General features: G+C 66.7%; 10 protein-coding genes. 6 read left to right on the top strand and 4 right to left on the bottom strand.

Features of this window, described 5'->3' with window-relative positions:
* Positions 1 to 6 precede the first annotated feature (6 nt).
* The 3 genes from ABY42_RS14110 to ABY42_RS14100 are packed head-to-tail and all read right to left on the bottom strand — an operon-like array spanning position 7 to position 1,542.
* Entirely contained in the window at positions 7 to 654 is a 648-nt protein-coding gene (locus tag ABY42_RS14110) for an HAD family hydrolase (protein WP_050459796.1), read from the bottom strand.
* Between the two features lie 33 nt (positions 655 to 687).
* Positions 688 to 1,137, bottom strand: a complete 450-nt coding sequence (locus ABY42_RS14105; RefSeq protein WP_004974429.1) for a UPF0179 family protein — start codon at positions 1,135 to 1,137, stop codon at positions 688 to 690.
* Between the two features lie 24 nt (positions 1,138 to 1,161).
* Positions 1,162 to 1,542, bottom strand: a complete 381-nt coding sequence (locus ABY42_RS14100) for a DUF5820 family protein (RefSeq protein WP_004974432.1) — start codon at positions 1,540 to 1,542, stop codon at positions 1,162 to 1,164.
* Positions 1,543 to 2,075: 533 nt separating this feature from the next.
* Here ABY42_RS14100 and ABY42_RS14095 point away from each other — a divergent pair.
* The 6 genes from ABY42_RS14095 to ABY42_RS14070 all read left to right on the top strand — a co-directional run bounded on the left by ABY42_RS14095 (position 2,076) and on the right by ABY42_RS14070 (position 11,882).
* Entirely contained in the window at positions 2,076 to 4,148 is a 2,073-nt protein-coding gene (locus ABY42_RS14095; RefSeq protein WP_004974434.1) for a PrkA family serine protein kinase, read from the top strand.
* Positions 4,145 to 6,424 (top strand): PrkA family serine protein kinase, encoded by a 2,280-nt coding sequence (locus ABY42_RS14090; protein WP_004974435.1) that lies wholly within the window; start codon positions 4,145 to 4,147, stop codon positions 6,422 to 6,424. The genes ABY42_RS14095 and ABY42_RS14090 overlap by 4 nt, the downstream gene beginning before the upstream one ends.
* Positions 6,415 to 7,734 (top strand): YeaH/YhbH family protein, encoded by a 1,320-nt coding sequence (locus tag ABY42_RS14085; RefSeq protein ID WP_004974438.1) that lies wholly within the window; start codon positions 6,415 to 6,417, stop codon positions 7,732 to 7,734. The genes ABY42_RS14090 and ABY42_RS14085 overlap by 10 nt, the downstream gene beginning before the upstream one ends.
* Positions 7,731 to 9,740 carry a SpoVR family protein gene (locus ABY42_RS14080; protein WP_050459795.1) on the top strand — a complete coding sequence of 670 codons (2,010 nt, stop codon included), beginning with the start codon at positions 7,731 to 7,733 and terminating at the stop codon, positions 9,738 to 9,740. The genes ABY42_RS14085 and ABY42_RS14080 overlap by 4 nt, the downstream gene beginning before the upstream one ends.
* 8 nt (positions 9,741 to 9,748) lie before the next feature.
* Positions 9,749 to 10,291 (top strand): DUF7344 domain-containing protein, encoded by a 543-nt coding sequence (locus ABY42_RS14075; protein WP_004974441.1) that lies wholly within the window; start codon positions 9,749 to 9,751, stop codon positions 10,289 to 10,291.
* 76 nt (positions 10,292 to 10,367) lie between these two features.
* Positions 10,368 to 11,882 (top strand): DASH family cryptochrome, encoded by a 1,515-nt coding sequence (locus ABY42_RS14070; RefSeq protein ID WP_050459794.1) that lies wholly within the window; start codon positions 10,368 to 10,370, stop codon positions 11,880 to 11,882.
* A gap of 37 nt (positions 11,883 to 11,919) precedes the next feature.
* Here the strand turns inward: ABY42_RS14070 and ABY42_RS14065 are convergent, their stop codons facing one another.
* Complete coding sequence (locus tag ABY42_RS14065; RefSeq protein ID WP_050459793.1) at positions 11,920 to 12,351, bottom strand: disulfide bond formation protein B; 432 nt, start codon at positions 12,349 to 12,351, stop codon at positions 11,920 to 11,922.
* Positions 12,352 to 12,560: the final 209 nt, after the last annotated feature.

Here is a 12,560-nt window from a genome sequence, read left to right as displayed (position 1 = left end):
TCCGCGCTACGCGTCGTCCTCGCCGAGGATTCGAGCGGCCGCCTCGGCGACCGATTCGACCGCCGCCGGGTCGTCGCCGGGACCGTCGTCGCCGACGTGGTACGCCTCCCATCCGGCGTCTCGCGCCCCGACCACGTCCTCGTCGTAGGTGTCGCCGACGTAGACGTAGTCGTCCGCCGGGAGCGCGGTCTCCGCGGCCTCGAAGATTCTCGAATCGGGCTTCCGCGAGGCGACCGCGGGGTCGTTCGAGACGACGACGGCGTCGACGACGCCCGCGAGGTCGTGGCGTTCGAGCTTCGCCCGCTGGACCGCCGGCGCGCCGTTCGTGAGAATCCCCGTCGGTCGGCGGTCGGCGACGCGGACGAGCGCCTCGCGGGCCGACGCGGGGACCGTCGTGGCGGCGAGTTCGGCCTCCGCGTAGCGCGCCACGAGCGTCTCCGGGTCGTCGCCGATGTCGAACTCGCCGGTGATCGCCTCGAAGCCGACCGCGTAGGGGTCCACGGCGAGGTCCTCGAACGCGTCGAAGAAGACGGAGAGATACCGGTCGTAGGCACCGTCCGGGGCGTCCGGCACCGCGCGGTCGAAGATGGTCTCGAAGTCGGCGGTGTAGCGGAGGAGCGTCAGGTCGAGGTCGAAGAAGACGGCGGTCGTCATATCAGGGCCAGCGGCCGGGAACCACAAAAATCCCTACTCGTCGGCGGGTTCGAACTCGACGAGCGTCAGGTTTCGGTCGAGGTGGCAGTGGTCGTGCGGCGGGTCGCCGAGCACGTCGCTGATGCGGTACTCCTGGTCGAACTCGGCACCCTCGGGGACGCAGTACTCGTGGCTGGGGCACTCGGTGTGCGGACACGGGCCCTGCAGGCTGGCCTTGCTCCCGGCGTACGCCCCCTTCGAGGGGACGTTCGCCGTGACCGGTGCCGGTTCGACCTCGACGGCGCGGACGCCCTCGTCGTGGACGGCGCAGTCGAGGACCTGCGTGTTCTCGCGCACGCCGAGGACCCGGTAGCGGACGCCCTCGGTGAGGTTGAGGCACTGCTGGCGGTACGGACACCCCTCGCAGGCGCTCGATTCACCGTGGTAGACGAACTCGGTGCCGGGGTCGGTCAGGCGGGCACCGACAAGCGTGACGGAGGTCATAGCGGTGGTTCTCCTGCGAGGTGGTTAAGGCTCCCGCCCGGTCAGCTCGTCGAGCTTCTCGAAGTAGTCCTCGCGGGGGACTTGGTAGGCGCTCCGGTAGTCTATCTCGCCGTCCGAAAAGCGCCCGGCGATGTCGGTCGCGCCCTCGACGGCCGCCTCGCGGGAGTCGAACTCCTCGACGACGACCTCGATTTCCGGTTCGAGATAGAGCACTGCATGCCACGTCTCGGTGCGTATCTGCGTCGCGCCCGGGCGGTTCGCCCGCGACCCGTTCCACACGAAGACGGTCGGCATGCACTCGGCGGGAAAGGCGCTCTCGTTGAACACGTCGGGGCGGAACGCGAGGATGCGCCGACCCTCGTGTTCGTCGTTCCAGAGGGTCCACCCGTCGGGGAGGTCGGTCATGGGTGCGCTAGTCCGCCGCGCGTCCTAAGCCTTCCCGCTTCCGCGCCGAGGGGCGGCCGTCTCGACCCGGCTCGAAGCGCGTGGTTCGGGCCTCGAACGCGACCCATCGGAGACGACATGAATCCCAACCGACCCGATTAACGACACCGACAGTCGACTGAACCGCCGATTAAATCGACACACTTCGGCTGGTTGGAGGGTCACGGGACGTGGTACGTATCTGGATTGGTTGGCGTTCGAGACAATTTGTTGACTACTTTCAGAGAAAGCGTTATATGTTAACGTCTCTCATTGATTGGTAGTCTCGGTCCCCGGGCCGAGCGAGCCGTCGCGCATCGTCCGCAAATTGCCGATTCTGTCGCCAGTCGCCGACCCGTCGTAAGCGCGCAGCGGCGGCGACGCACTTCGACCTACCGCCCGCGGTCTGCGCCGCGGGTCCGTGGTTCGCGGTGTGTCGTCTGCGACCCGCGAACGCGGGCGCGTCGCCCTCGGTCGTCTAACCGGACGGCTGGTCCGACGAGGCTCCACGAACAATGACCGGCGAAATTGAAACACTCGCAGACCTGAGCAAGCACTACAAAGACTCCGTGCCCGCGGACCTCCGCGAGGCGAAGAGCTTCGAGTGGTACTTGGAAGAGGTCTACGCTCACCCAAAGATCGCTCGCAACGCCCACCAGCGCGTGGCGGACATGTTCGACTTCTACGGCACCCGTTACGACGAGGACGCGGGCGTCGTGGAGTACCTCATGGCCTCCGAAGACCCCCTTCACGACGGTGAAAACGTCTTCTACGGTCGCGAAGTACACGAGTCGATTCACGAGTTCGTCAACAAGGTGAAATCGGGGGCCCGCGGCCTCGGCCCCGAAAAACGCATCAAACTCCTCTTGGGTCCCGTCGGCTCCGGGAAGTCCCACTTCGACTGGATTTCCCGGCGCTACTTCGAGGATTACACGATGTCCGACGAGGGGCGGATGTACACCTTCCGGTGGACGAACCTCGGCGACGTCATCCGCGACCAGGACCCCTCCGACGACGTGGTCCAGTCGCCGATGAACCAGGACCCGCTCGTGTTGCTCCCGCAGGAACAGCGCGACGTGGTCATCAAGCAGTTGAACGAGAACCTCGACGCGCCGTACACCATCCGGAACGACCAGGCGCTTGACCCCGCCTCGGAGTTCTACATGGACCGACTGCTCGCCCACTACGACGACGACCTAGAGGAGGTCGTGGCGAACCACATCGAGGTCATCCGGCTCGTCGCCTCCGAGAACAAACGGCAGTGCATCGAGACGTTCGAGCCGAAGGACAAGAAGAACCAAGACGAGACCGAACTCACCGGCGACGTCAACTACTCGAAACTCGCGGTGTACGGCGAGTCCGACCCGCGGGCGTTCGACTACGCCGGCGCGTTCTGTAACGCGAACCGCGGCATCTTCTCCGGCGAGGAACTGCTGAAGCTCCAGCGCGAGTTCCTCTACGACTTCCTGCACGCCTCGCAGGAACAGACCATCAAGCCGAAGAACAACCCCCGAATCGACATCGACCAGGTCATCGTCGGGCGGACGAACATGCCGGAGTACAGAGAGAAGAAGGGCGACGAGAAGATGGAGGCGTTCAACGACCGGACGAAGCGCATCGACTTCCCGTACGTCCTCGAGTACGAACAGGAGGCCGAAATCTACCGGAAGATGCTCCGGAACGCGGACGTGCCCGACATCCACGTCGAGCCGCACACCTTAGAGATGTCCGGGCTGTTCGGCGTTCTGACCCGCATCGTCGAACCCGACTCCGACACCATCTCGCTCGTCCAGAAGGCGAAGGCCTACAACGGCGAGTTGGACGACGGCGACGACGTGGACGTGCGTAAACTCCGCGAGGAGGGCGAGAAGAAAGCCGACATCGCCGAGGGGATGGACGGCGTCTCCGCCCGGTTCATCGGCGACGAAATCGCCGAGGCCATCATGGACGCGACCCACCGCGGCCGCGGCTACCTCTCGCCGCTGTCTTCGTTTACCCACCTCGAAGAGAACCTCGAGAACCACGGGTCGATTCCCGAGGAGAACCTCGAACGCTACCACCGCTACCTCGAGATGGTCCGCGAGGAGTACAAAGAGCGCGCCATCGAGGACGTGCGCCACGCCCTCGCCTACGACATCGACGAGATTCGCCGGCAGGGCGAGAAGTACATGGACCACGTCATGGCCTACATCGACGACGCGACGGTCGAAGACGAACTGACGGGCCGCGACCAAGAGCCCGACGAGAAGTTCCTCCGCGCGGTCGAAGAGAAGCTCAACATCCCCGAGGACCGCAAGGACGACTTCCGACAGGAGGTCTCCAACTGGGTCTCTCGGCGCGCCCGCGAGGGGACGTCGTTCAACCCGCAGGACAACGACCGCCTCCGCCGCGCCCTCGAACGCAAGCTCTGGGAGGACAAGAAGCACAACATCAACTTCTCGGCGCTCGTCAGCGCGAACGAGCTGGACGACGACGAACGCAACGCGTGGATAGACGCGCTCGTCGACCAGGGTTACTCGCGCGACGGCGCACGGGAGGTGCTCGAGTTCGCCGGTGCGGAGGTGGCGAAGACCGAACTCGAAGGGTGACCATGCGAGACTACATCCGCGAGGCGGACGAGGCGCTCCGCGGCACCTACGAGGAGCCGATGAGCCTCGGCGAGTACGTCGACGCCGCGTTCGAGTCCCCGTCTATCGCCTCCCACGCGTCGAAGTACCTCTTGGAAGCCATCGAGTCGATGGGGACCAGACAGGTGGTCGAACAGGGCGAGGAGAAACAGCGCTACCGCTTTTTCGACGACCCCGCCAACGACGGCGAGCACGCGGTCCTCGGCAACACGGAGGTGCTCAACGCCTTCGTGGACGACCTGCGGACCATCGCCGCCGACCGCGGCAAAGCCGAGAAAATCGTCTGGTTCGACGGCCCGACGGCCACGGGGAAATCGGAGTTGAAACGCTGTCTCATCAACGGGCTTCGGGAGTACTCGAAGACCGACGCGGGGCGGCGCTACACCGTCGAGTGGAACGTCGCCAACGCCGACGACACCCGCGGGCTATCCTACGGCGGCGAGGTCGATGCCGCCGACGAGGACTGGTACGAAAGCCCGGTCCAGTCGCACCCGCTTTCGGTGTTCCCCGCGGAGGTTCGCAAGCGGCTGCTCGCCGACCTCAACAGCAGGAACGGCGACCACATCCCCGTCGACGTCGACGAGGACCTCGACCCGTTCTGCCTGGAGGCGTACACCTACCTCGAAGAGGAGTTCCGCAGAGCGGGCAAGCAGGACCTCTTCAGCGCCGTCACCGACCCGAAACACCTCCGGGTGAAAAACTACGTCGTCGACGTCGGCCGCGGCGTCGGCGTCCTCCACTCGGAGGACGACGGCTCGCCCAAGGAGCGACTGGTCGGGTCGTGGATGCCGAGTATGCTCCGCGAACTGAACTCCCGGGGGCGCAAGAACCCGCAGGCGTTCAGCTACGACGGCGTGCTCTCGCAGGGCAACGGCCTCCTCACCATCGTCGAGGACGCCACCCAGCACGCCGACCTGCTCCAGAAGCTCCTGAACGTCCCCGACGAGGGCCACGTCAAGCTGGACAAGGGAATCGGGATGGACATCGACACCCAGCTCGTCATCATCTCGAACCCGGACCTCGACGCCGAACTCGACAAGTACGCCGACAGGAACGGCCGCGACCCGCTGAAGGCGCTCAAGCGCCGGCTCAACAAACACGAGTTCCGCTACCTGACGAACCTCTCGCTGGAGGCCGAGCTCATCCGCCGCGAGCTGACCAACGAGACGAGCGTCTGGACCGACGACCCCGAGGCGATGGCCGACCGCGTCGCCGAGGCCGTCTCGCTGGACGTCCGCGAGGGGCCGGGCGAGGTCCGCACGCGCGAACTCGCGCCCCACGCCGTCGAGGCCGCGGCGCTCTACAGCGTCGTGACCCGGCTCGACGGCGACGACGTGCCGCGCGACCCGGACATCGAGTTCGACCTCGTCGACAAGGCGCTGTTGTTCGACCGCGGCTACCTGCAGGTCGGCGACCAGCGCCGCGAGGTGTCGGCGTTCGAGTTCGTCGGCGACTCCGAGGGGACTCACGGGATTCCCGTGACGTTCACCCGCGACGTCATCGCCGACCTCCTGCACGACCGCGTCGACCGCAGACACCCCGACCTCGACGTGTCGTCGGTGGTGATGCCGACCGACGTGCTCGACGAGATGGTCGCCGAGCTATCGGACGCGCCCGTGTTCTCGCGGGCGGAGTCCTCGGAGTACGAGGGCCGCATCGCCATGGTCAAAGAGTACATCTTCGACCAGCAGGAGGCGGACGTGCTCGACGCGCTTCTCGCCGACAAAGGCGTCGAGCGCGAGACGGTCGAGGAGTACGTCGAACACGTCTACGCGTGGGCGTCCGACGGGCAGATAGAGACCGAGCGCGGGCCGGTCGACCCCGACCCGCTTCTCATGAAGCTGTTCGAGACCGAGCACCTCGGGCGCTTCTCGCCGGACGACTACGAGGGCAACGACCCATCCGAGACGGTCGAGGACTTCCGAAACGAGAAGGTCATCACCGCGCTCAACCGCTACGCGTGGGAGAACCGCGACGAGGGCTTTACCGTCTCCGACGTGGACCTGACCGAGATTCCGGTCATCCGGACGGTGCTCGAAACCCACGACTGGGAGGACGTGCGCCGGCTGTTCTCCGACCTCGACCCCCGCCAGTGGGACGACCCGCCGGCGAACACCGAGACGGCGCGCGTGAAAGCACGCACCATCGACGAGTTGGTCGACCGCGGCTACACCGCGGCGTCGGCCGAACTGACCAGCCGTGCCGTGATGAAGGAGGTGAGCCACACATGGGACTGAGAGACGACCTCGAACGATTCCGCGAAGTGGGCGAAGAACGCCGCGAAGACCTCAAGGAGTTCATCTCCTACGGCGACCTCGGCGCGTCCGGCTCGAAAGACATCAAGATACCCATCAAGGTCGTGGACCTGCCGGAGTTCAAGTACGACCGCCTCGACATGGGCGGCGTCGGGCAGGGGAAAGGCGGCACGCCCGACGTGGGCCAGCCGCTCGGCCAGCCACAGCCCGGTGACGGCGAGGGCGAAGACGGCGAGCCCGGCGAGGAGGGGGCCGAACACGAGTACTACGAGATGGACCCCGAGCAGTTCGCCGAGGCGCTGGACGAGGAACTCGGCCTCGAACTCGAACCGAAGGGCAAGGAGGTCATCGAGGAGGTCGAAGGCGACTTCACCGACATCACCCGCAGCGGGCCCCACAGCACCCTCGACTTCGAGCGCCTGTTCAAGGAGGGCCTGAAGCGCAAGCTCGCGATGGACTTCGACGAGGAGTTCGTCCGCGAGGCGATGAAAGTCGACGGCACCTCGGCCCGCGAGGTGTTCCGGTGGTGCCGCGAGCAGAACATCCTCGTCTCGATGGCGTGGATCGAAGACGAGTGGAGCCGCATCCCGGACGACGAACGCGGGACGTGGGCCTCCTTCGAGGAGATGGAGGAGAACGTCGAGCGGACGACGGCCATCCAGCGCATCCGACGCGAGGGACTCCGCGAGATTCCGTTCCGCCGCGAGGACGAGCGCTACCGCCACCCCGAGGTCATCGAGAAGAAGCAGTCGAACGTCGTGGTCGTCAACATCCGCGACGTGTCGGGGTCGATGCGGGAGACGAAGCGCGAACTCGTCGAACGCACCTTCACCCCGCTGGACTGGTACCTCACGGGCAAGTACGACCACGCCGAGTTCGTCTACATCGCCCACGACGCGGAGGCGTGGGAGGTCGAACGCGACGAGTTCTTCGGCATCCGCTCGGGCGGCGGGACGCGCATCTCGTCGGCCTACGAGCTGGCGAAGGAGGTGCTGGACGAGCGCTACCCGTGGCGCGAGTGGAACCGCTACGTCTTCGCCGCGGGCGACTCCGAGAACTCCTCGAACGACACCAAAGAGCGGGTCGTCCCGCTCATGCAGGAGATAGACGCGAACCTCCACGCCTACGTGGAGACCCAGCCCGGCGGGACCGCCATCAACGCCACGCACGCAGAAGAGGTCGAACGGAGCCTCGGCGAGCAGGGTAACGTCGTGGTCGCGTACGTCTCGGAGCCCGACGACGTCATCGACGCCATCTACACCATCCTCAGCACGGAGGCGACAGCAGAATGAGTTTCAGACGACACCGCAGAGACGCACAGCGCGAGGCCGCCAGACTCGACGAGCCCGTCCGGGAGGCCGGCGCGCTCGCGAAGAAGCTCGGACTCGACCCCTACCCGGTGAACTACTGGGTGGTCAACTACGACGAGATGAACCAGCTCATCGCCTACGGCGGGTTCCAAGAGCGGTATCCGCACTGGCGGTGGGGGATGACCTACGACCGCCAGCGGAAGACCGACCAGTTCGGCATGGGCAAGGCGTTCGAAATCGTCAACAACGACGACCCGGCGAACGCCTTCCTCCAAGAGTCGAACTCGCTGGCCGACCAGAAGGCCGTCATCACCCACGTCGAGGCGCACTCGGACTTCTTCAAGAACAACCAGTGGTTCGGGCTGTTCTCCGACGAGGGGCAGTTCGCCGCCGCGGCGATGCTCGAACGGCACGCCCAGACCATCGAACGGTACGTGGAAAACCCCGAAATCAGCCGGGACGACGTGGAGAAGTTCATCGACGCCGTCCTCTGTCTGGAAGACACCATCGACCAGCACCGGACCATCCGCGAGGCCGCCGCCGACGAGGACGGTCGTATCCCCGGAGACATTCGCGCCCAGTTGGACAGTCTCGACATCTCCGACGACGTGCGCCGCGAGGTGTTCGACGAGGCGTGGCTCGAAGGGGTCGAAGAGGCCGAACGCGAGGCCGCGAAGCTCACCGACCCTCGGAAGGACGTGCTCGCGTACGTCCGCGAACACGGGATGCGGTACGACGAGGAGACGGGCAAGGCCGAAGAGATGGAGCCGTGGCAGAAGGACGTCCTCGACATGCTCCGCGAGGAGGCGTACTACTTCGCCGCCCAGAAGATGACGAAGGTGATGAACGAGGGCTGGGCGGCCTACTGGGAGTCGCTCATGATGGGCGACGAGCGCTTCGCGGGCACGGACGAGTTCATCACCTACGCCGACCACCAGTCGCGCGTCCTCGGGTCGCCCGGGCTCAACCCCTACAAGCTCGGCAAGGAGCTGTGGGAGTACATCGAGAACTCGACGAACCGCGCGGAGGTCGCCGACAAACTCCTGCGCGTGAAGGGCGTCACGTGGCGCAACTTCCACGAGACGGTCGACTTCGACGAGGTGCAGACGCTCCTCCGGGCGGACCCCGCTATCGACGGCGTCAGCGCCGACTCCCTCGACGAACTGTCCGAACTCGGCCCCGACGACCCGAGAGTCGACCACGAGACCCTCGACAGGGCGCTGTCGGGCGACGAGTCGCTCGACCTCGAAGCGTACCCGTGGAAGCTCCTCACCTACGAGGGGCTCGCGGAGCGACACTACTCGCTGGTCAAGGCGCAGAACCGCGGGTTCCTCAGCCGGATTCGGCGCTCCGAACTCGAACAGCTCTCGCGGTACATGTTCGACGACGAGGTGTACGACAGCGTCGAGGAGGCCGTCGCCGACGTGGACAAGACCGCCGGCTGGGACCGGATGCGCGAGATTCGCGAGAGCCACAACGACGTGACGTTCCTCGACGCGTTCCTCTCCGAGGAGTTCGTCCGCGCGAACCACTACTTCGCCTACGAGTACTCCCAGTCGTCCCGGCAGTTCCGCGTCTCCTCGTCGGAGTACCGAGACGTGAAAAAGAAGCTCCTGTTCCAGTTCACGAACTTCGGAAAGCCGACTATCGCGGTGTACGACGGCAACTTCGACAACCGCGGGGAACTCCTGTTGGGACACCAGTACAACGGCGTCATCCTCGACATGAAGCAGGCGAAGGGCGTCTTGGAGCGCGTCTATCACCTCTGGGGCCGCCCGGTGAACCTGATGACCATCACGAAGGAGTTCGACGAGCACGAGGTCGAAGTCGCCCGTCGACGGGGGCGCGAGCCGACGCCGGAAGAGCGAGCCATCCGCGTCCGCTACGACGGCGAATCGTTCGACGAACACGACCTCGACCCCGAACTGGAGGCGCGTATCGCCGCCGGCGAGGTCGACTACGACACGAAGCCCGATGACTGGCTCTGAGCGGGGCGATGGCCGAGCCTGACTCGCCGACCGTCTCCGGCGAGCAGGCAGACGGCTCGCTCGACGAGGCCGACATCCACGACGTGCTCAGAAACGAGCGGCGGCGGCTCGCGCTCGAACGACTGCGCGACGGGGACGGTCCGGAGTCGGTCGGCGACCTCGCGGAGCACATCGCCGAGATAGAGTCCGGCGAGTCGCCACCTCCCAAGAACGTCCGTCAGAGCGTCTACATCTCGCTCCACCAGACCCATCTGCCCAAGCTCGACTCGCTCCGAATCGTCGCGTACGACTCGCGGGCGAAGACCGTCTCGCTCGGGTCGAGCGCGGCGGAGCTCGACCACTACTTGGCCGACGAGGAGCCGACGCAAGCCCCCTTCGCGCTCCTGTCGCTCGCGACGTGTCTCGCCGGGCTCGCGCTCCTCTTCGCCGGCTGGATGGGCGTCCCCGTCATCGACCGCGTTGACCCGCGACTCGTCGCCGGGCTCGCGCTCACCGTCGCCGCCGTCGTCGCCGGCGCGGAACTCGGCCTGCAGACGCGAAGCCGGACGTAGACCCGGCGACACGGCCGGGGGTCGCCCCAGAACCGCCGTTCGACTCAAGTCATCCCCATCCTAAGCGCCGCCGACGATGTCCGAGTCAACTTCGCTCGCGTGGTTCCGCCGCGACCTCCGCCTGCACGACAACGAGGCGCTCGCGGCCGCCTGCGACGCCGACGGCGTCCTCCCGGTCTACTGTCTCGACCCCCGCGAGTACGGCGACCGGCCCTTCGGCGGGCCCGACTCCTTCGACTTCGACAAGACGGGCGCGCACCGCGCCCGCTTCCGCCTCGAATCGCTGTCCGACCTGCGGTCGTCGCTCCGAGAGCGCGGAAGCGACCTCGTCGTCCGCGAGGGGACGCCCGAGTCCGTCCTTCCGGAGTTGGCGGCGACCGTCGACGCCGACTTCGTGACGGTCCACACGCGTCCGACCCCCGAGGAGTCGAGCGTCGAGTCGGCGGTCGAGCGAGAACTGGGAGGCGACGGCGTCGACCTCCGGCGCTTCTGGGGCCACACGCTCACCCACCTCGACGACCTCCCGATGGCGCTCTCCGAAGTTCCGGACACGTACACGACGTTCCGGAAGGCGGTCGAATCGGCCGTCGAAGGCGACGAGGGAGGCGACGCAGGGCGAAGTGGCGAGTCAGCGGGCGACGGCGACCCCGCCGGTCGTGACCCGATTTCCGAACTGGACGTCCCGCCGCTCCCGGTCGACGCACCGGTCGCGGGCGACCTCCCCTCGCTTTCGGACCTCGTCGGAATTTCGGACGCCGAGTCCGCCCGCGCCCCCGACGACCGCGGCGTTCTCCCCTTCGACGGCGGCGAGACGGCCGCGCTCGACCGCGTGGAGTCGTACATCTGGACGGGCGACCACCTCCGCGAGTACAAGGAGACGCGAAACGGACTGCTCGGGGCCGACTACTCCTCGAAGCTCTCGCCGTGGCTGAACGAGGGCTGTCTCTCGCCGCGGTACGTCAAGGCCGAGGTGGACCGCTACGAGGACCGACGGGTCGCAAACGACTCGACGTACTGGCTCGTCTTCGAACTCCGCTGGCGCGACTTCTTCCAGTTCCAGTTCGCCAAACACGGGAGCGACTTCTTCCGCCGCGGGGGCATCCGGGAACGGACCGACGTCGACTGGCGGGCCGACGATGCGCAGTTCGAGCGCTGGGCGGCGGGCGAGACGGGTATCCCCTTCGTCGACGCGAACATGCGGGAACTGAACGCGACGGGTTACATGTCGAACCGCGGGCGGCAGAACGCGGCGTCGTTCCTCGCCAACGACCTCCGACTGGACTGGCGACGCGGCGCGGCGTACTTCGAGACGCGACTCGTCGACTACGACCCCGCGTCGAACTACGGCAACTGGGCCTACATCGCGGGCGTCGGCAACGACTCGCGGGACCGCTCGTTCGACGTGCGCTGGCAGGCGAACCGCTACGACGAGAACGCCGAGTACGTGAAGACGTGGCTCCCCGAACTCGACGCGTTACCCGCCGAGTACGCCCACGAACCGTGGAAACTAAGCGACGAAGAACAGGCGACCTACGGGGTCGAGTTGGGCGTGGACTACCCCGAACCGATGGTCGAACTCGACGGGAGTTAGGGCAATGACGGCGCTCGGAGTGCGGTCCCGAACCCGGTCACATCCCCCACGCGTCGTCGGCCGACCCGCCGAGGCGGGCGGCGGCGAGCGCGAGGACCGTCACGAGCGCGAACCCGATGAACGCGAGTCGCGGAATGGTCAGGAGGCCGCCGAGCACGGGATACTGGATGGACGTACACGGGCCGCCGACGGTACAGGTCGCGCCCGGTGCGACCTGCAGGTACGAGTGGTAGCCCGAGAGGGCGAGCCCTCCCAACGAGAGGGGAAGCACCGTCTTCCAGACGCCGGGTCGGTCCTCCACCGTGGCGACGCCGAGCACCACGACGAGCGGGTACATCAGGATGCGCTGGTACCAACAGAGGTCGCAGGGCGTCAGTCCGAGACCGAGGCTGAAATAGAGACTCCCGCTCGTCGCGGCGAGGGCGACGAGCGTTCCGGCGGCGAGCGCGGCGCGCGTCGTGTCCGACACGGTCAGGCGCTCCCGAGGCCGTTTCTCGCCCGGTTCGGCTTCGGGGCCGACTGCTGTCGCTTCGCGTGCGGTTCGCCACGGTCTCGTCGGGTCGGGTCGCGTATCATCGCTCGGTGGACGTAGAGCCACGATAGACGCCGGCGAACCTCAAGCCATCGGCTTCGCAGTCGAGCTGTCGGCGCGAACGGGGGCGGTCGGACGAATCGGGC

Origin of the sequence: Haloferax gibbonsii, assembly GCF_001190965.1 — an archaeon.
Classification (GTDB): domain Archaea; phylum Halobacteriota; class Halobacteria; order Halobacteriales; family Haloferacaceae; genus Haloferax; species Haloferax gibbonsii.
Note: the sequence above shows the minus strand (reverse complement) of the source record. Positions and strands in the feature narration are given on the sequence as shown.